The 18,551-nt window shown below is 65.5% G+C and carries 25 protein-coding genes; 23 read left to right on the forward strand and 2 right to left on the reverse strand.

All coding sequences use genetic code 11. From position 1 onward, the window contains the following. Nucleotides 1–11: 11 nt before the first annotated feature. The 3 genes from J8F10_RS09340 (at nt 12) to J8F10_RS09350 (ending at nt 2,312) form a co-directional block, all read left to right on the forward strand. Entirely contained in the window at nt 12–185 is a 174-nt protein-coding gene (locus J8F10_RS09340) for a DUF4240 domain-containing protein (RefSeq protein WP_210653561.1), read from the forward strand. Between the two features lie 57 nt (nt 186–242). Then, entirely contained in the window at nt 243–1,910 is a 1,668-nt protein-coding gene (locus J8F10_RS09345; RefSeq protein WP_210653562.1) for a recombinase family protein, read from the forward strand. A 69-nt stretch (nt 1,911–1,979) separates the two neighbouring features. Next, the gene (locus tag J8F10_RS09350; RefSeq protein WP_210653563.1) at nt 1,980–2,312 is read left to right on the forward strand and encodes a DUF1580 domain-containing protein; all 333 of its coding nucleotides are present in this window, start codon (nt 1,980–1,982) and stop codon (nt 2,310–2,312) included. Nucleotides 2,313–2,364: 52 nt separating this feature from the next. Here J8F10_RS09350 and J8F10_RS09355 read toward each other — a convergent pair whose 3' ends face one another. After that, nucleotides 2,365–2,613, reverse strand: coding sequence for a helix-turn-helix domain-containing protein (locus J8F10_RS09355; protein ID WP_210653564.1), 249 nt, complete (start codon nt 2,611–2,613; stop codon nt 2,365–2,367). Nucleotides 2,614–2,793: 180 nt separating this feature from the next. On the opposite strand from J8F10_RS09355, the gene J8F10_RS09360 reads away from it, so the two are divergent. The 6 genes from J8F10_RS09360 (at nt 2,794) to J8F10_RS09385 (ending at nt 7,813) form a co-directional block, all read left to right on the forward strand. Beyond that, on the forward strand, nt 2,794–3,333 hold the full coding sequence (locus tag J8F10_RS09360; RefSeq protein WP_210653565.1) for a hypothetical protein: 540 nt from the start codon (nt 2,794–2,796) through the stop codon (nt 3,331–3,333). A gap of 124 nt (nt 3,334–3,457) precedes the next feature. Next, a complete protein-coding gene (locus J8F10_RS09365; protein ID WP_210653566.1) occupies nt 3,458–4,582 on the forward strand; it encodes a hypothetical protein in 1,125 nt (374 codons plus the stop codon). A 106-nt stretch (nt 4,583–4,688) separates the two neighbouring features. Continuing rightward, a complete protein-coding gene (locus J8F10_RS09370; RefSeq protein WP_210653567.1) occupies nt 4,689–4,868 on the forward strand; it encodes a hypothetical protein in 180 nt (59 codons plus the stop codon). Next, a complete protein-coding gene (locus tag J8F10_RS09375; protein WP_210653568.1) occupies nt 4,858–5,091 on the forward strand; it encodes a hypothetical protein in 234 nt (77 codons plus the stop codon). The genes J8F10_RS09370 and J8F10_RS09375 overlap by 11 nt, the downstream gene beginning before the upstream one ends. Continuing rightward, complete coding sequence (locus tag J8F10_RS09380) at nt 5,091–7,442, forward strand: AAA family ATPase (protein WP_210653569.1); 2,352 nt, start codon at nt 5,091–5,093, stop codon at nt 7,440–7,442. Before J8F10_RS09375 ends, J8F10_RS09380 begins: the two co-directional genes overlap by 1 nt. Nucleotides 7,443–7,510: 68 nt before the next feature. Continuing rightward, nucleotides 7,511–7,813, forward strand: a complete 303-nt coding sequence (locus J8F10_RS09385; RefSeq protein WP_210653570.1) for a hypothetical protein — start codon at nt 7,511–7,513, stop codon at nt 7,811–7,813. 33 nt (nt 7,814–7,846) lie between these two features. On the opposite strand, the gene J8F10_RS09390 is transcribed toward J8F10_RS09385, so the two are convergent. Then, on the reverse strand, nt 7,847–8,185 hold the full coding sequence (locus J8F10_RS09390) for a hypothetical protein (protein WP_210653571.1): 339 nt from the start codon (nt 8,183–8,185) through the stop codon (nt 7,847–7,849). Nucleotides 8,186–9,196: 1,011 nt separating this feature from the next. Here J8F10_RS09390 and J8F10_RS09395 point away from each other — a divergent pair. The 14 genes from J8F10_RS09395 to J8F10_RS09460 all read left to right on the forward strand — a co-directional run bounded on the left by J8F10_RS09395 (nt 9,197) and on the right by J8F10_RS09460 (nt 18,073). Next, nucleotides 9,197–9,976: a TIGR02996 domain-containing protein gene (locus J8F10_RS09395; RefSeq protein ID WP_210653572.1), complete on the forward strand. Its 780-nt coding sequence runs from the start codon at nt 9,197–9,199 to the stop codon at nt 9,974–9,976. A gap of 145 nt (nt 9,977–10,121) precedes the next feature. Then, complete coding sequence (locus J8F10_RS09400) at nt 10,122–10,424, forward strand: hypothetical protein (protein ID WP_210653573.1); 303 nt, start codon at nt 10,122–10,124, stop codon at nt 10,422–10,424. A 122-nt stretch (nt 10,425–10,546) separates the two neighbouring features. Continuing rightward, nucleotides 10,547–11,314 carry a hypothetical protein gene (locus J8F10_RS09405; RefSeq protein ID WP_210653574.1) on the forward strand — a complete coding sequence of 256 codons (768 nt, stop codon included), beginning with the start codon at nt 10,547–10,549 and terminating at the stop codon, nt 11,312–11,314. Nucleotides 11,315–11,344: 30 nt separating this feature from the next. Then, nucleotides 11,345–11,857, forward strand: a complete 513-nt coding sequence (locus J8F10_RS09410; protein WP_210653575.1) for an HK97 family phage prohead protease — start codon at nt 11,345–11,347, stop codon at nt 11,855–11,857. Beyond that, nucleotides 11,854–12,078, forward strand: a complete 225-nt coding sequence (locus J8F10_RS09415) for a hypothetical protein (protein ID WP_210653576.1) — start codon at nt 11,854–11,856, stop codon at nt 12,076–12,078. The genes J8F10_RS09410 and J8F10_RS09415 overlap by 4 nt, the downstream gene beginning before the upstream one ends. Before the next feature lie 88 nt (nt 12,079–12,166). After that, nucleotides 12,167–13,102, forward strand: coding sequence for a hypothetical protein (locus J8F10_RS09420; RefSeq protein ID WP_210653577.1), 936 nt, complete (start codon nt 12,167–12,169; stop codon nt 13,100–13,102). Nucleotides 13,103–13,166: 64 nt separating this feature from the next. Further along, nucleotides 13,167–14,102, forward strand: coding sequence for a hypothetical protein (locus J8F10_RS09425; protein ID WP_210653578.1), 936 nt, complete (start codon nt 13,167–13,169; stop codon nt 14,100–14,102). Then, nucleotides 14,099–14,668, forward strand: a complete 570-nt coding sequence (locus tag J8F10_RS09430; protein WP_210653579.1) for a sigma-70 family RNA polymerase sigma factor — start codon at nt 14,099–14,101, stop codon at nt 14,666–14,668. Before J8F10_RS09425 ends, J8F10_RS09430 begins: the two co-directional genes overlap by 4 nt. A 128-nt stretch (nt 14,669–14,796) precedes the next feature. After that, complete coding sequence (locus J8F10_RS38625; protein ID WP_246523107.1) at nt 14,797–15,444, forward strand: hypothetical protein; 648 nt, start codon at nt 14,797–14,799, stop codon at nt 15,442–15,444. Nucleotides 15,445–15,508: 64 nt separating this feature from the next. Then, nucleotides 15,509–15,835, forward strand: coding sequence for a hypothetical protein (locus J8F10_RS09440; RefSeq protein WP_210653580.1), 327 nt, complete (start codon nt 15,509–15,511; stop codon nt 15,833–15,835). Between the two features lie 101 nt (nt 15,836–15,936). Further along, nucleotides 15,937–16,185 (forward strand): hypothetical protein, encoded by a 249-nt coding sequence (locus tag J8F10_RS09445; protein ID WP_210653581.1) that lies wholly within the window; start codon nt 15,937–15,939, stop codon nt 16,183–16,185. Nucleotides 16,186–16,246: 61 nt separating this feature from the next. Further along, nucleotides 16,247–16,672, forward strand: a complete 426-nt coding sequence (locus J8F10_RS09450; protein ID WP_210653582.1) for a DUF4240 domain-containing protein — start codon at nt 16,247–16,249, stop codon at nt 16,670–16,672. A gap of 34 nt (nt 16,673–16,706) precedes the next feature. Then, the gene (locus J8F10_RS09455) at nt 16,707–17,234 is read left to right on the forward strand and encodes a DUF4240 domain-containing protein (RefSeq protein ID WP_210653583.1); all 528 of its coding nucleotides are present in this window, start codon (nt 16,707–16,709) and stop codon (nt 17,232–17,234) included. A 74-nt stretch (nt 17,235–17,308) separates the two neighbouring features. After that, entirely contained in the window at nt 17,309–18,073 is a 765-nt protein-coding gene (locus J8F10_RS09460; RefSeq protein ID WP_210653584.1) for a class I SAM-dependent methyltransferase, read from the forward strand. Nucleotides 18,074–18,551: the final 478 nt, after the last annotated feature.

An 18,551-nucleotide genomic window follows, 5' to 3' on the forward strand; every position in this document is an offset into this window, starting at 1 on the left:
GGGAGCCGCCCATGACGCTCGACGAATTCTGGGACCACATCCAGAAGAGCAAGCGCAAAGACCCGGACGCCCACGCGGAGCGATTGGAACAGCGGCTCACAAAGTTACCACCGGACGAGATCCTCGACTTCAATCACTGGTGGGAACTGATGATGGGCGAGGCCTACAACTGGAACCTAACGTAGACATATCCACTCGACATCGGTAGCATGCGCTCCGTTCCACACCACGGAGCGCATGCCGTGAGCGACACATCCCCAAAGCGGGTCGCGTACTCGTACCTCCGTTACTCCTCTCCCACACAGGGTGACGGCGATTCCGTGCGCCGGCAGACGACCAAAGCCCGCGAGTGGTGTGAGCGGACCGGTACCGTGCTCGACGGCGCCACTTACTGTGATACCGGGGTGAGCGCATTCAAGGGCGAGAACCGCGAGTCGGGCGTGCTCGCCGCATTCCTTCGCGATGTCGAGGCCGAGCGCATCCCCCGCGGGTCGGTCCTTCTGATCGAGAACATGGACCGCCTCTCGCGCGAGCCCCCGGTGCGAGCCGTCCACCTGTTGTCCGGCATCTTGCTCGCGGGCATCTCCGTGGTCACGCTCGTGCCCGAAGAACAGGAGCTGAACGAGAAGTCCGACCTATTCTCCCTGTTCCGCGGACAGATGAGCCAGGCCCGCGGGCACGACGAGAGCAAGACGAAGAGCGAGCGTGTGACGGAAGCGTGGGACCAGCGCAAGCTACAGGCCCGGAAGGGCAACGGGATCTTGACACGCCGGCTGCCCGGTTGGCTTGAGGAGCGGGATGGCAAGGTCGTTGGCATCCCGGACCGTGTGCAAGTGGTCCGCAAGATCTTCGACCTGGCCAGCAAAGGGCGCGGCCTCTCGCTCATCGTGCGCGCCCTGGAGGAGGACCAGGTCACCCCGTGGGGCGGCGCGGTCATGTGGCGCCGCTCGTACATCTCCAAGATCTTGAACGCACGCACCGTCCTGGGCGAGTGCCAGTTTTACAAAGGCGACGAGCCGGACGGCGAACCGATCGCGGGATACTTCCCCAAAGTGATCGACGAGCCCCTGTTCTCGCGAGTCCAGGGCGCACTCGCGGCCCGTAAGAAATCGCCAGGGCGGGTTGGCAAGAAGGTGGCGAACCTGTTCACGGGGCTGCTGTGGGATGCCCACTCGCGGGGCAAGATGCTCATCTCCTGGCGCGACTGGGGGCGCGGCCAGAAGCGGCACCGGTTCCGCGTGCTGATCCCGGCCAAGGTGCTCGAACGCGGCGTGCCCGGGAGCCACGGGTTCCGCAACGATATCTTCGAGGAAGCCGTCCTCACCCGGCTGAAGGAGATCGACCCGAAGGACGTGACGGGCGAGGAGCCGCAGAGCGAGTCCGCTGCGCTCGCGGAAGAACTGGCGGGCCTCGACGCGCGCATGAAGGCCATCGAAGCGGAGCTCGCCGGCGACGGGACCGACGTGCCCGCACTCGTCCGCGTACTCCGGGCGATCGACTCGAAGCGCCAGGACGCACTCAAGCGGCTCACCGCAGCCCGGCGCGCGGACGAGAACCCGCTCTCCGGCGTGTGGTCCGAAGCGCGCACGCTCCTCGACGCGGCACAGGACGAGCCGGGGCGGCTCCGGCTCCGCTCGCTCCTCCAGGCCGCCGTTTCGGAGGTGTGGGTGCTCGTGGTCCGAACCGCCAAGCGGGTGTACTGTGTTGCGCAGATCCACTTCCGGAGCGGCATCCACCGGGACGTGCTCATCAACTACCGGCCGGCCACCCGCGTGAGAGCCATGAGTTGGTCCGCGGTCTCCGGAGCATGGCCGACCGAGGCGGGCGAGATCGACCTTCGCAAATCCGAAGACGTGCGGGCTATTGAGAAGATGCTCGAGGCGCTGGACGTGACCCAGCTCGGCGGGTGATGGGATAGTTGATCTGGACGCACAGCGAGTTCTGTCCGAAGATCGGCGCCCTACCCAGAGGGCTACGAAATGAATCTCGGCAATGCCCCCGCCTTACTATCAGAGACACTTCTGACGTTCGCCGAGGCCGTCGCCGCCGTGCCGGCCGTGGCCGGGAAGCAACCGGCGCTACCGACGGTGTACGTCTGGGCCGACAAGGGCGTTCGGGTCGGCAAGTCGCGGGTGAAACTCGAGTGCGCGAAGATCGGCGGGAAGCGCGTCACGAGTCGCGAGGCCCTCGCCCGGTTCTTCGAGGCCCTGACGGGTCAGTCGCAGTTCCAGCTGGAACAGACCCCTGCGGCGAGGAAGCGGGAGACGGAGCGGAAGCGCGAGGCCCTGCACCGGAAGTGGGCCAAGGTCTGACACCCATTGCGGGGTGGAGAAGTTGGCCATCTCGCAACCACTCAACACAGGGCTATTCGGTTTCGGGCTTTGCCCCGCGAAGCTCATCAAGACTAACACCGACCGCATCAGCCAATTTCCACGCGACATCTACTGCGGGCTTCACCTTGTCCGTCTCGTATCGGTTGAGATTTACACGGTGAATTCCCGCAGCCTCCGCAAGCTCGTGCTGAGAGAGGCCTGCCAATTCTCTCGCGCAACGGAGTCGAGCGCCAAAAGAGCTGCCGGTTAATCTGCTCTTCGCCACGGTCAGCACGCTCATCGTCACCACCCGGAAAAAGTGCGCAAGGAGACTTGCATTGTGTAACTGATCAGTTACACTCTTCTTCGGCGGTTGGGTAGGTCACTCTTCCGCTAAAACCGGAAACCGGTGGGAGTCAGTCGCCAAACATCTCCCCACCGGTTCCGGTAAACAAAATCCCCTTCTGAGGAGACTTCGCACATGAAGTCTAATCTTTCCGTGCGCCGCGTCAATCACAGGGCACACGAACCAGTCACGTTCCTTGCCCCGATCGGTTCCTTCCTTCGCGTACCGGTCGCGTCGCAGCCTTGCGATTTAGCGGAGGTGTGTCCGAACTGTGGGGCCGGGCGACTGTTTCTCGACGTGAACAAGGACGGCACGATCGAGATCGTGTGCGACCTTTGCACGCTGTTCGCTCCGACGCCCAGGAGCTTTTCCGCAACCGGTTCTGTGGCGGTGAACGCGGATCTACCTTGGGCGGTCAGGTGTCTCCGCCCGTCCGAGCGGACCGTGTACCGCGTCATTCGCGATCTACCGGGCTCACTACCCCAGGGCATCGTGCGGGAACTCGATCGCCGGACCAACGACTTCGCGAGCCGAGACACCGTCAATCACGCGATTCAGCGACTGAAAATCGCGGGTCACATCCGCCGCGAGTCGAATGGGTGGGTCGTGTGCGAGTCTACGGGCGCGACCAGTGCGCCGACTCCCAACCTGTACCGCGACGGGAACCCGAGATAGCATCGTTCCGAACACCGGGCGACGGGAGTAGCTACCCGTCGAAGGCCGGGCGTGAAAGCAGCGGACTCGCACCCGCTCGCCGATCGCCCGGCTGCCCGGTGACCCCTCCTCGTGCGAGGTCAAAATGCCAAACACACCCAGCGCAGACGCATGGGTTCGGGACCGCGGGCACGACGTCGTTAACCCGTTCGCGCTGCTCAGTAAGTTTCTCGACTCTATGCTCCAGGAGTTGGATCCCGAACCCGGCCGGCCCGTTTCCCGCAAGAAACAGGTGGGCTTGTGTGTTGATTGGGCAACTGCCGTTGATGCCGCTCGACAGTTCGCCCCTTGTTGCGGTCTCCCACTCGAAGACGTGTACCGGCGGATCGAGCGAGCGAACACCGCTTTCGCTCGCGCTGAGGTCGCGCTGCTCAACCCGGGGGAACTGTCACCTGGCGAGCGACAGGAAGTTATCCGTACCCTTTGTCTCACATCCGAGGCGGATGAATTGCTCCCTTTGGCGGACTACACGGCCGTGACTTGGGCGTCTTGCCTGCAACGCGTTGGCGACGGGGATGAGGGCGCAGCGAGAGGTGGCGCGGCCATCACTTATCACAGCCCGCACTCGACCGCTCACACGTTGGTTGCTGTCGCCTCCACCGAATGCGAGTTCGCTCCTCTCAATCGCGCCAGTGCGGAACTCGCCAACTTTTCGAGGGTGATCGACCGATTCTCTCGGGTCTATCGGGGGCGCGACATCGTGTACCCCCACTCACGCTACCTGACGGACGAACTGAAAAACCGTCTGGATGCCGCCCGGGCCGAATTGCTACGCGCGGACGACCGATCGTCCTTATGGGGCCGACTCATGGATCGAGTTGAACGGTACGATCAGCACGTTTGCGAGCTCGTCCTCGCTAGGCCCGATCGCGTCTCACAGGCATTAGAGACGGTTGCACTTGAACTTCGCACTGGTGGTCAAGAACTCGTCCCACTTGAGGCAAAGGTCGACGCAGCGCCAGAGACATCGGCCTCAGTTCGACTCCCCAGATTGATCGAAGTGATCAACAAGGTCGGTTTGAAGGGGCACGAATTAGATCTTGCGATGCTCGTGGCCAAAGGGGGCGAAGTGCGTTTCGCAGATGTGAAGCTCAAGCTCGGTGATGTACACGTCGAGAGCATGTACAAACGGATCCACAAGAAGATCAAGAGGCTCGGCTGGAAGATGTACCGCCTCAACAACCACATCACCGCGGGTCCGATCGGTTGATGGTGCGAAACTGGTGCACATTTTTCTGAGAAATGCACCAGATCCGCCCCAGAAATGCACCATCGCGATGTGATTTGATCACTCCCGTACCCCACGGGAGTTCCACATGGCGCGCCGACCCTTCGACCCGTTCGTTCACATCCCCTCGCCGGAAGCGGTGCGAGAGAAACTCGAAGAGACCCGCGAGCTCGTTCGGCGCTTGCGGGTGCTGCTGACCGTTTCCGTCCGCGTCCACGAGCAGCCGCAACAACCGCCGAAGCAGAAGGCGGTGCCGCATGCCCGCTGAGCGCGCAACAGCGCGGCCGACCCGCCGCACCAAGAAGAAGCTCGTCACCAAACCGCCGGCCGCGGGCCTGGCCGCCGCACTCCGTTCCGCGGCCGATCGGCCGGGTTGTGACCCGCGTGTGCGTGAGTGGCTGAAGAAGCTGCTCGCCGGCGACACCGCCCGTGCCGGGGTCGTCAGCAACGAGAAACCGAAGAACACACCACGAACTGAAGAGGCGCCCTAATGAGCCGGAGCGCCCAGAAATCGGGTGCCAGTGAGTGCCGGGAGCGGGCCGCCGATCGGGTCGTGAAGCTCCTCTCCGCGCGCGGACCGATCAAGCAGCGGGGCTCCGGGTGGAAGTGCCTGTGCCCGGCCCACGCCGACGGCGACCCGTCCCTCGACGTCGACATCGGCGACGGTGGCCGTGTGCTGCTCCGGTGCCGCTCGGCCGGGTGCTCGGCGGCGCAGGTTTGTGCCGCCCTCGGGATCACGCTGGCGGACCTGTTCGACGATTCGTCACCCGCGAAGGCCTCGTTCGATGACCGCGTGCTCGCCGCTTACGACTATAAGGACGAAGCCGGCAAGGTGCTGTTCCAGGCAGTGCGGTTGTGGGCGCCTGCACCGAAGAACAAGGACTTCCGCCAGCGGCGCCCGACCGGCGGTAACAAGTGGGCCTGGGACCTCGACGGGGTGCGCCGCGTCCTCTACCGGCTGCCCGGCCTGGTCGCCGCGGACAAGGGCGCATGGGTGTTCGTCGTGGAGGGCGAGAAGGATGCCGACGCGCTCACCGCGCTGGGCCTGGTCGCCACGACGAACCCGATGGGCGCCGGGAAATGGAAACCGGAGCACGCCGAGCAACTCCGCAGCCGACGGGTGGTCGTGATCCCGGACAACGACGCTCCCGGACGCGCGCACGCCGAGGACGTGCGGAAGTCGCTCCGGGGCAGCGCGCGGCAAGTCGTCGTTCTTGAGCTGCCCGGCCTGCCCGAGAAGGGCGACGTTTCCGACTGGTTGGCGAGCGGCGGGACCGCACTGCGGCTCCTGCAAATGGTCGAGGACCGGTCCCGACCGGACCCGAGCGCGAAGAGCGATCGCCAAGAGGCGGTGCCCGCGGGCGAAATGGTGGTCGAGTCGCTCGCCGGTCTGCGGCCGAAGCCGATGCGGTGGTTGGTCCGGGACCGGATCCCGGCCGGGATGATGGGGCTCCTGGCCGGCGAAGGCGGGCACGGCAAGAGCATGACCACGTTGGAACTCGCCGCAGCCGTCACAACGGGCCGGTGCGCGTTCGGGCTGGTGTACCCGGACCCGGTCAAGGGTAGCGCGCTTCTCATCTCGTGCGAGGACGATTGGGAGCGCACCATCGCCCCGCGGCTCCTCACGCTCGGGGCCGACATGGGCCGCGTTTTGCGGGTGAAGGGCGTCCGCATGAAACCCGACGGCGAGACGCTCGACTTCCACATGGGGCACTTCCGGGAGCTCGAGAAGCTGATCACGTCCGCGCCCGAGATCCGGTTCATCACGATCGACCCGGCCGGGGCGTACATCGCGCGGTCCGGGGTGAACGAGAACAAGGACGCCGACCTGCGCGCGGTCCTCGGCCCGCTGTCCGAGGTGTGCAACCGGACCGGCGCGACGACACTCCTGGTGAAGCACCTGAACAAGACCGCGAACGTGTCGGCGGTCCAGCGCGTGAGCGGGTCAACGGGGTACGTGAACGCGGTCCGGTTCGCGTACATGATCGCACCCGACACCGACGACGAGCAGAAGAAGCTCATGCTCCCCATCAAGGCGAACGTGCTCCCGTCGGGCGGGGGCGGTCTGGCGTACCGCATGGAGCCCTTGACCGAGGGCGAGGCCCGTGCCTTGCTGCTCACGGCCTGGCCGGACATGGACGCCGAGGAGGTGGCCGAGCTCTCGAAGCAAATGTTCCGTCAGAAGTGGGAAGGCGTCGTCACGGTCGACCCGAACTCTCTCGGCGGTCGGGCCAAGACCAAAAAGGAAGACGTCGAAGGGTGCATGAACCACATCGTCAGGCTCCTCGGCGCGTTCTCGTGGCCGGACGAGGAAGTCGAGAAGGCGGTCCGGAAGGCGGGGCACTCGTTCGAGGTGTACAAGACGGCCAAGGCGAGACTCCGCGTACCCGACAAGACGGACCCTAACCGCTTATCCAGTAAGCCGTTCGAGAAGAGCGGCCCGTGGTGGATGTGGATCGGGCCGCAAGGCGCACCGCTCCCCATGCGTCCCGCGTCCCAGTCCTGCGACTCCTCCCAGTCTTGCGAGTCCTCCCACTCCTGCCAGTCTTCACCCCCCTCTCAAGAGAAGGAAGAAGAAGGTAAGAGTCCCAAGACTGGCAGGACTAGACAGGACTGGCAGGACTGGCAGGAGGGGAACGCAGAGCCACAGTCTCGGGTCGCGGCGTGCTCCGAGTGGCTCATGCAGCGGCTCGTGACTGGTCCGGTCCGCGTGGAACCGATCGCAGCCGAAGCCGCCCGTGCCGGGTTCGATCGCGAGTTACTCGAGGCCGTCCGGCCCGAATGCGGTGCGGAAGAGATCTGCGACGCCGCAGGTGAACGGAGCTGGCGAATCATCCGGTAGGCAGCTCCACATGACCTCTCAACCAACCCAAGAGGACTTGACCGATGGTACGGACTCGGAAACCGACAATGGCCGAGACGATCGACCGCCTGGCCCGGCAGGTCACTGGCCCCAACCCGTCATTGATCGCCACACCGCTCGTGCAACTACCGCCAGGTATCGAAACACTCAGCGCACTGATGGCGTTCGACAAGGAGCAGTGCGCACGGTACGGCCAGTTCCGGCGACCGTTGTGTAATGCGGATTTTGAAACGCCGCAGTTCGGGCAGCAGTTCGGGATGAGCCCGGGAGCCGTCGGTATCGTGACCGTCACCCCGGTCGCTCCGGGTGTGCGATCTCGGGTCGTCACCGAGCACCGCCGGGCCAGATGACGCACTCTCCCGGCCGGGAGCACGATCTCGGGATCAGAATGCAGACCGCTTGCCGTTCGCGTAGGGATTGAAAGGCTCGTCCGGGAAGTCATCTTTTCTCGGCGGCTTCGGTGACCCCATCGCCCCGATCAGGAGCTTGAAGACGAACGCGACCGGCAGGGATAGGAGGCATCCGAGAAAGACTGCACTGGGGATGCAAGTAAAGAAGCCAATGATGCCCAGGATCGGGCGGCCCTTGCTGAACCCGCTGAGCAGCGGCCAGAGGCCACAGACGGCACCGGCGGTCAACGCGCCGAACATCTGGGCATTCTTATAGTCTCGGCTGTTAACATCGATTCCGGCAGCGAACAGCGTTACGGCAGCGAACAGCATTGCGGAACTCCCGACCCAGTAATGCGGACCTTTTTTCACAAGAACTCTAGGTCACACTTTGCGGGCTCGCCGGAGACGTACTGCATTCTGACTCACGGCGGCACGGAGAACGGGACGTAACTAACTCTGAACAAACAGCATCACTCGCGATGCTATCAGCTGATCCTAAACAAATTAGGCTCACCTAACAAAATCCTGACCCCTCGACATTCTGAAAACGGCATGAATGTCACGGGTCCTTCCCCGAGCAGGGCCGAAAAGCACCCCACAGGGAACAGGCTTGAATAAAGATACAGTTTGTTGTCATAATATAAAACATACGAACATTGATACTTTGAGACACAGATACATAGAAACACCCTGATGCCACCGAAGCCTACGAAACTCAGCGAAACCGAGCGCGACATCCTCATCGCGTGTCGTGCCCTGGAGCGGGACATCGAGAAGATTCCGGACCCGCCCAAAGAGGATTTTTGGGGCCGGGAAGACCTGCGCGAGGAACGTGAGTTCGGGCCACGGTATGCGCCTTCGAGGTGGTTTAACGGCGGTATCCCGCTCTCAAATCGCAGGCGGGTAAGATTCCTTCGAGCGGTGCATCGCCTGTGCGCAGCCGGGCTCCTGGTCGGCACCCACGGCGAAGGTGGCCGGCTCTCGCATTTAAAGCTCACGCCGGAAGGGATGGCGGCTTTGGGGTCGAGAGCGAAGAAGACGTGACCGCGATCAATTTAGGCTCGCGACTAAATTGGTCGGAGTGCCGCGCTTCGGTACCCCCTCCCCAACGGGAAGTCCCGGGTTCACGCTGTCGCTCTGACCATTGCTCCTTCGTGGTATCACGAAAGAGTGGGCGTCTGAGTGTTACGCGCGACGCCTGGAAAATGGTGGAGACACTCTGACCGGGATTATTTGTTGGCGTCAACACCTCGATCGCGGGCGGGGTCGAAGAAGAAGTAGTCGCGGCTGTGCCCGTCGAGTAACGTGGGTGACTCAATGTGATGCGAGTGATCACCCGCCATGAACGACGAAACTGCTTTCCTCGACGCGATCGAGGCTCAGCCACAAGATCCCACTGCCCGGTTGGTGTACGCGGACTGGCTCGACGAGCACGATCGGCCCCTCGACGGCGCCCTTGAGCGCGTGCTGGCCGAGCCCGAGCGGGACGATCTCCGGCTCGTGTATGCCTCGGTGTGTGAGCAATTGGGCGATAGTGCGCGTGCCGAGTTCGTGCGGGCACAGTGCCAACTGGAAGGGCACCCGCAGTGTGGTGAGGAGCGCGATTGCGCGAACGCCAACAGCGACAAACCGAAACACCTTCAGAGGTGGTGCTCGCATTGCGCCCCTGTAGCCGACTTACGCGCCAAGGAGTTCGACTCCTTTCGCGCGAAAAACTGCTGCTGGGAATGGACCTCAGTCGGTGAAGCTGGGCACTCTTGGGCTTACAACTTGCGGGAACGATTCGTCACCCTCTTCAGCACCTCGGCCACATCGGTTACGTGTTTCTTCTCCCGCGGCTTCGTTGAGACCATTACCTGCTCCGCCGCGTCTTGGCTCCTCCGCGAGGAGGTCATACGTGCGACGCATCCGGTGCGCGCGGTGAATCTGACGAGTGGCCTCGATTGGTATGCGGAGGCGGGCGAAGGAATCGTGCTGCAAACCGGGCAAAGGCCAATAGTGGCCCGCACGTGCCGGCGCGCGACCAGGAGCGGCGGGTGGAGCCGGGAATCTGTCGCGGTCGAGCGCCTCCTGGAAACCGAGTGGCCCTGCATCAAGTTCGAGTTTCAATCGCCTCGCTGACCAAGCAGCCCTCGGCCCGCCAACCTGTTTCTCGCACGACTCGTGAGCTAAACTACCCTCGTTGCTTCACCTGAACCCGTGCCCACTCCAGCCGCGCACGCGACGTGCAGCGGCCCCGTGCGCCGTTCGCGAAAGGCCCCCCGTCTTGAGCACGCCCAAGAAGCCGCGGGTCCAGGGGAAAGGGGCGTACTGCGCCGAGTGCCGGGGGCACCGCCTGCACGCCGTGTGCTGCACGCGGTCCCCGAGCGGGGTCGTCACGAGAAACATGACGTGCGGCGGGTGCGAGACGGTCACGAGGATCGGGCTGTGCTGCCCGAAGTGCGGGGACTGCCGGCTCCGCGTGGACTGGACACGGCACCGGGCCGGCTCGACCGTCCGCCGCAAGTCGTGCCTCAACTGCGGGCACCGGATGCGCACCCGCGAGACCTTCGAGGCCGGGAACGGGTGACCTGCGTTACAGCAGCTGTACGCATTCCGCTGAATCACTTCCGCGACAGTTCTCCCGCCCTTACTTGCCGGGCGAGTGCGAGATAACCTCGAACCGAGTAACACACTCGCCGAGGCACATCGATGTCCACCGTTCTCGACCGCCTTGACCGCGACCTCGCGGATGTTCGCCACACCGCCGAGAGAGACTACCGCGCACTCGTCCAGTCGGTCGCCAACGAAAGCGACGTCGAGACCCGCGCCATCGTGACCGTGGTGGAAGCGTCCGGCCGGACGCTCGCTGATCTCCGGACCGACGTGGGATTGATCCAGGCTCGTCGCGCGGCCGCCCGGGCGATCGCCGCTCAACCGGCCGCCGAGAAGGCCTTGGCGACCGCAAGCGCCAAGCTGGAGGATCTGCAGGCCACTTACGAGGCTCGGCTTCTGGCGGAGAAGGCGAAGCACGAGAGCACGATCGCGAAACTGAACACCGCGCACGCGGCCGCAGTTGAGCCCGTTCAGGCCGCGAAGGATGCGGCGTGGGCCGAGATCTTCGCCGCCCGTGACGCCGTGGATACCCTTCGCGCTACGGCCCCTGGCGAGATCCGCCAGCGGCTCGCGGACCTGCAGGCCCGGCACTCGTCGGTTGCGACGACGGCCGAGCGGCATCGGACCGAGTTGGCACGGCTGACGGTGTTCATCGAGCGCCCGCTCCCCACGGCCCCGTCCGATCCGCGCGTGCGGTCGTTCGAGGACGACACCCGAGCCCGGGCGTCCGCACTGGGGGTCCGTGAACGGGCGGAGAGTGACGCGGTCTTCGCCCGCGTCCAGCTGGCCGACGCGGAGCAGGCCCTTCACGCCCTGGCGAGTCAGATCGCGCGCACCGAAGCGGAAATGCTCGTCGTCGGTTGATCCCGTTCCACACCCGAGACGGGGTCCGCTATGAATGATTGGCTCGTTCTGCCGCACGGTTGGTCCGCCGCCCCTCTCGGGGCCGCGCCGGTGGCTCGCGCGCCGCTCATCGCCGGCCGGCTACCGATCGGCGATCTGTCCCGGTTACCGGGGTCGAACCTGGACGGGCAACCGGGGTACCGCACGGTGTACCTACCCGGCGCGTTCGATGACACGGTCGCTCAGGCCCTCCGGGGCGAAGGCCCCGGAATCAAGCTGCGGGTCAACCACGATCCCGCTCGCGACCTGGCCAGCACCGCGGACGGCACCTTACAGCTCTGGCTCAGCGAGGACGGGTTGACGTGGCAGGCGCGAGTCCACTCGCCGATCCCGGTCGCGTGGTGCTCGATGACGGCCGGCCCCACGGAGTTCCGCCACCAAACGCTCTCCACCGGTGAGACGGTCAAGGTCGTCACCCGGGCGCTTCTGACCGAGATCAGTTTAGTCGAGCGGCCCGCGTTCCACGCGCCCGCCTGGGTTGTGCCCGAGGAGCCCTTCCGATGACCGCGACCAAGACCCCGCGCGCATTCGTCCCCGATCCCGCGCACCGTGCTCTCGAAGCCGAGCTCCTCGCCCGTCTCGGCACCTTCGCCGCCCCGGTCACGCTCGCCGAAGTGTTCGACGGCCTGGTCCCGGCGTGGGCCGAGCCCGCTCTCGATCGGCTCCTCGTGGCGGGGCATGCGCGCGAATTGGCCGACGGGCGGGTCAAAGCCGTCGGCACGTAACAGGACGGCTCAGCACCGCGACGAGTGACCTACCCCGGACCCGACCAGCACTAACGCACACGAGTACCGCATTCAGGGGGACAAGTAAGTGGCTATTCGCATCGTCGAGGCGCCGGACAGCGGCGACGTTCATTACGGGGCCAGCGGCGGGGGCCAGACGCTCCGGTACACCGCGCACACCACCGCCGGGGAGAACAAGGCGGACATCTTCCTGTACGCCCTGGCCGGAACGGTCCCGTTCCTCAACGGGTTCATCAGGAACGATTTGAAGGTGGACTCCAAGGACGGAGCACCCAACGTGTTCACCGTGACGGTCGAGTACGGGACCACCGGTGTGGGCGGAAGCGACCAGCCCCTCGGTGGCGTCGGCAGCGACGGCAGCCCGCCCACGAACGCGACGGCACCGGCCGCACCGAACACGCCCCTGACGAGCGGGTGGAGCTTCTCCATCCAGGCCCCGACCCTGCACATCACGCAGTCCAAAGAGACCGTGGACCGGGCGAAGCGCGGCGGCGGTGTGCCCCGGAACTTCCGGGGCGCGATCGGCGTTTCAATGAACGGCCCGGACATGGAGGTCGAGGGGTGCGACGTGCCCCCGCCGGCGTCGTTCACCTTCAAGCGGACCGTGCCCCGGGCGAACGTCACGCAAGAGTACCTCGACACGCTCAGCCAGATCGCGGGCAAACCCAACGACGCGGACTTCTACTTCTGGAAGGCCGGCGAGGTCCTGCTCCAGAGTGCCGACGGCACGTACACCCAGGGCGAGGGCTGGAGCATTACGTTCCAGTTCGGCATCGAGAAGAACAACGACAACGTCATCATCTGTGGCCCCAGCGCCCCTGGCGCGGCGGACGGGCTCCCGGCCATTCCGGGACCCGGCGTGCTCACGAAGCGCGGCTGGGACTACATGTGGGTCCTGTACGGCAAAACGGACGTGAGCGGGCAGATGGTGAAGCAGCCCGAGGCCGTGTACATCGAGCGCGTGTTCGACTACGCGGACTACAGCCGGCTCGAGATCGGGTGAGCGCGCCCCCTCCGGGGCGCGCACCGCATGTGGTACCGTCGCGACGTTCAACCGAGGTGATTCCGTGGCCATCCGCGTTGTCGAATCTCCGGACTCCGGGGACCTGCACTACGGCGCCCAGGGCGGGGGCCAGGTGCTCAAGTACACCGTCGTCACCACCGCGGGCGAGACCAAGGCCGCGGTGTTCCTGGCCGCGCTCGCGGGCACGCTCCCGTACCTCAACGGGTTCGTTCGCAACGACCTCAAAATCGAGTCGAAGAACGGGGCCGCGAACGTGTACGCGGTGGAGGTCAACTACGGCACCACGGGCGTGGGTGGCGGGGATCAGCCCCTCGGCGGCGTCGGCAACGACGGCGGCCCGCCCATGACGCCGAGCGGCCCGGGGAGCCCGACAACCCCGCTCACGAGCGGGTGGACGTTCCGCATCCAGGCGCCCACCCTGCACCTCACGACGTCGCTCGGGACGGTGGACAAGGCGAAGCGCGGGGGCGGCGCGGCCCCGGACTTCAAGCGCCGCATCGGGGTCGACCGGGACGGCAAGACGCAAGGGTGCGACGTGCCCCCGGCCGCGGCGTTCACGTTCAGCCGCACGATCGCCCGGGCCACGGTGACCCAGGGGTACTTGAACACCCTGAGCGCGATCGCGGGCAAGCCCAACAACGCCCCGTTCTATGGGTGGGAGGAAGGGGAGGTGCTGCTCATGAGCGCCTACGGGACGTACACGCAGAACGACGGGTGGAGCATCACGTTCGAGTTCGGGGTGCAGAAGAACGACAACAACGTGATCGTCTGCGGCCCCAGCGCGCCCGGTGCGACGGACGGGCTCCCCGCGATCCCGGGGCCGGGCGTCTTCACGAAGAAGGGTTGGGAGTACCTGTGGGTCAAAGAAGAAGAGATCCCGGACCCGGTCACCGGCGCCATCGTCACGGTTCCCGGGTACGCGTACATCGAGAAGGTTTTGGAGCCCGCCGACTTCTCGCTCCTGGAGATCGGCACGTGACCCACACCGACGCCACCGCGCTCCTGGAACAGTGGCTCCCCCTCGCCCGCGGGCTCGCGCGCAAGTGGGCGCACCGGCACCCGCGGCACGCGGACGATCTGGAGAGCGCCGCCACGCTCGCCCTGTGGCGCCTGGCCCAGAAGATCGCGCGCGGGGAACTCGAAGCGGACCCGGGGCGCCCGCGGCGGGTCGCGGGGCTAGTGAGGCTTGCCGTGAAGTGGGCGATCACCGCCGTGCTCAAGCACCACCGGCGGTGCAAAAGAGCCCTCGTCGTGAACCCGTTTCCGGAACTCGACCCCGACACGGGCGAGTACCTCGATCCCCTCGCCCTCGTGGCCGACCGGTCCCCGGACGTGGGCCACGACCTCGATGCACGGGACGAAGTACATTCCCTGTTCGAGCTGGCGGAGTTGTCACCGCGGTACCGGGAGGCGGCGCTTCGGGTGCTCGGGCGCGGCGAGCCGGCCCGGGTGCTCGCACGGGAGCAGGGCTGCACGGACAAGCGGGTGAGCCAAGTCGTGCGGGGCGCTGTGGCGAAGCTCCGGGCCGCGGCCGAGGTCGCGTGAGTGACGTGGTTGACTGTGGAGCACGACGGGCCGCCTCAGTGGGCGGCCCGTGTTCGTTCCGGGAGGGCGTTCGCGCTTGCACCGGGCGCCGGATCGGTCATGCTGGGAGCGGTTCCAGGGGGCGACCGATGACCGAAACGGAATGGCTGGCGTGCGACGATCCGTGGTCGATGGTCCAATACTTGGAGGGCGCCCACGACCGCAAGCGGCGGCTCCTCATCTGCGCGTGCGCCCGGCGGGTCTGGGACTGCATCGACCCACCGGACCGGCCGTTGGTGGCCGCCGGCGAGCGAATGGCGGACGGGGGGATCGGGGATGAGGAAGTGGCCGAACTGCGGGCGTCGTTCGGCTCCACGGGCAGCAAGTCGCGGGTCGTCTCGCGAGGGACCATCCAGCCGCTCTTCTGGATCATCTCGCTGACCGATGCGGTGGACCTCGCGGTCCGAGACGCGATGCGGAACGCGCGGCAAAACGGCAAGCGATCCTTGCCTCAGCGCGTATTCGCGGACGAGCGGCGCGAGCAGGTCGGGTTGCTTCGTGACATCTTCAGCAACCCGTTCCGCCCGGTCATCTTCTCCCCCGAGTGGCGCACGTCCACCGTTTTCGCGCTCGCGGCGCAGATATACGAGTCGCGGGATTTCTCCGCGATGCCGATCTTGGCCGACGCGCTCCAAGACGCCGGGTGCGACAGCGCCGACGTGCTCGACCACTGCCGCGGTCCGGGGCCACACGTGCGCGGGTGCTGGGTCGTCGACCTGGTGCTGGGAAAGGAGTAACAGTCGCGGCGCGGCCGTGGTACGCTGTGAGCGGTTCGGAACAACGCACCTCGCGGAGACAGTCATGGCTACACAATCTCGGTGGCTGATAGCTCTAACGGGCATCGTAATCGGCGCCCTCGGAACGCTGCTCATGACGGACGATCGGACCAACCGGGTCCACGCCCAGCCCGTGCCCGCATCCCCTCCGGCCGCAGTGCCCCCGTGGGTCGCGAACGCCGCGCCCGCCCCCGCGGGACCGGTTGGGCGCTATCAGATCTCGGCGTGGGGTGCAGACATCCGTGGCGGACCCAATCACGGGGCTTTCATCATCGACACCCAGACCGGGGAGGTGTTCCACGTGGATCAATCGACTAAGCCCCGCTCGCTGGGGACGGTGGAGAAGAAATAGACCTCTGTCCGTCGGCCGGGCACAAGGGCAACCCAGCCGACTTCACGTCCGCCAACCGTATCTCCAGATGAGTCGCCCTCACCCTCCCCGGAGATCCGCTCGTGGCACGGCCCGCTACCCCGATGATCGAGCAACCTACCTCGGAAGAGATCTGCTCCGAAGGGGCGATGTCGATCGACGACGTGGCCGCGTTCACCACGATCTCGAAGCCCGAGGTCGAGCGAATCATCGCTCGCGGTGAGATCGAGACATTCCGATACGGCCGCTGCACGCTGATCGCGAATTGCGAGGCCGTGCGGTGGCTGGCTGAGCTTCTCGATAAGAGCCGGGCCGGCATTGGGGCTCGCTAGCGTTCCTCGAACCGGGTGTCGGCCGCAGAATCAACCAAGAGCGCTGCTCCACTGAGATTTCGTGCCGACGCTAATAGCCCGCAGAATCGTCCACAACTGGAACTTGTGGGGCGCAGCGTACATCATTAACGGCGGGTGCTCGGACGACGGGTTCGAGTATTTCTGCCGGTGGCTCGTTCTGCGCGGGCGCGAGGTGTTCCAGGCCGCGGTCACGAACCCGGACACGCTCGCCGACGTGGTCCACCCGGACGACGGTGACGCTGAATGTGAGTGCTACCCGGCGATGCGGGCGTGGTTCGCTGCCACCAAAACCCAAGAGAACGACGCCGGGTACGCTGCACTCCATGCGGCGGAAAAAGCCCGATACCCGAACAGCCCGCGGTACCCCGAGCTGGGCGAGCGCTGGGACTTCGACGACGACACGGAAGTGCGAAAGCGGCTCCCGCGCCTCTCGGCGCTTTACATGGACGGGGACGCGGGCGAATAATACGCCAAACCCGACGCTCTCCGTGAGGTGCTCGATGGACTGGAAACCGTTCTGGAAGGTCATTGAGGACGCCTACCGACCGGACCCGATCGACCACTTTGAAGCGCTCAAGGAGCGGCTCGGCGATCTGAAGTGGTTCGAGGTCATCGAATTCCAGGCGCGCTTCGACGAAGCCATCGCGTCCGCGAACCTCATCGACTTGTGGGGCGCCGCGTACCTCATCAACGGCGGGTGCTCGGACGACGGGTTCCGCGACTTCCGCGTCTGGCTCGTCGGGCGCGGGCGGCACCCCTACGAGCATGCACTTCGCAACCCGGATTCGCTCGCGGAAATCCTCGACGGCGACCCCGTGGACGGTTTCGGGCTCGATGCCGCGGCGCTTCGCGTGTACGAAGAGAAGACCGGCATGAGCGACTTCTACACGCGGCTCGACCGCGCCGAAGCGGACGCCCCTCCCCCACCGCCCGAGGGCGCGGATTGGGACTTTGAAGACGAAGCCGAGATGCGCCAGCGGTTCCCGAAGCTGTGCCACCTGTACCTGATCCCGGAACGCGACGAGTGAACCACGCGGTTGTGTCGTTCGGAAACGAGGTACGGAGTGTATCACGCCACTTTTCCCGAACCAACAGCGCCGACATGAGCACCCCGTTCAAGGACCACTTCTCCGGGCACGCGGGGGATTACCGCACGTTCCGCCCGACGTACCCGCCGGAGCTGTTCACGTTCCTCGCGTCGGTTGTCCCGGCGCAAGGCCTCGTCTGGGACTGCGGTACCGGCAGCGGGCAGGCGGCCGTCGTGCTAGCCGAACACTTCACCCGCGTCTTCGCCACGGACGCCAGCGCGGAGCAAGTGAAGAACGCGGAACCGCACCCGAAAGTCGAATACGTCGTCGCGCCCGCCGAAAAGTGCCCGCTCCCGGACGCGAGCGCGGACCTCGTTACGGTTGCACAAGCGCTGCACTGGTTCGACCTCGAGCGCTTCTTTGCCGAAGTGAATCGCGTGTGCAAGCCGGGCGGCGCGCTCGCAGTGTGGAGCTACGACCTTCACTCCGTGAACGCGGAAGTCGATCCCGTGCTCGATCGTTTGCAGAGCGAGTTTGTTGGCCCGTACTGGCCGCCGGAACGCGCGCTCGTGGACGCGGGCTACCGCACCATTCCGTTCCCGTTCGACGAGATCGCGGTGCCGCCCTTTGAGATGTCCGCGGACTGGGACTTGCCCACGCTCATCGGATACATGAACACGTGGTCCGCGACGAAACGGTTCCAAACGGCGAACGGCTTTAACCCAGTCGAGCGGCTCGACGACGCGCTCACCGCCGCGTGGGGCGCCCCCGCGACCGTTCGCACCGTGTGCTGGAAATTCGTGCTCCGCGTCGGTCGCGTAAGTGAGGCAAAGCCGTGAGCGGGCGCGGGGAACCTGTTGCCACCGCGCTGGTTCGGGGGGCAGAAATTGATTGTGGTGGGTGGGCCGGTTCTGGAGTAGGGTGACGGTCGAGTGTGCAGCCCTCTACGCAACCCGGGGAGAACATCGTGTTCACACCGTCCATGTACACCAGGATGTGCCGACCGAGGCCGAGCAGCGCGGCATTGTAATCTCGTCCGTCCTTACGGGCGTGCTTCAAAACCAGCCATACGAATCATCGCTGTACTCAAGACATTCTCCGATCGCTTCCGAAGCGACCCGACGCCACTGCCGGGCGTTTTCGGCCCTTTCGGGTGCCAACTCGTCATTGAAGTACGGGTGGTTTTCACCCGCGTGCCCTCCGTTTCGAGATGTCCCGAAGACGGACAGGGCACCATTCAGGCACTCCGAGTTCATTTCCTAACGGCACGAGTTGTCAAAGAACCAGCCGGCCCGGAATGTCATTTCGGGCCGCCGG

The organism is Gemmata palustris, from assembly GCF_017939745.1.
GTDB classification, from domain to species: Bacteria; Planctomycetota; Planctomycetia; order Gemmatales; family Gemmataceae; genus Gemmata; species Gemmata palustris.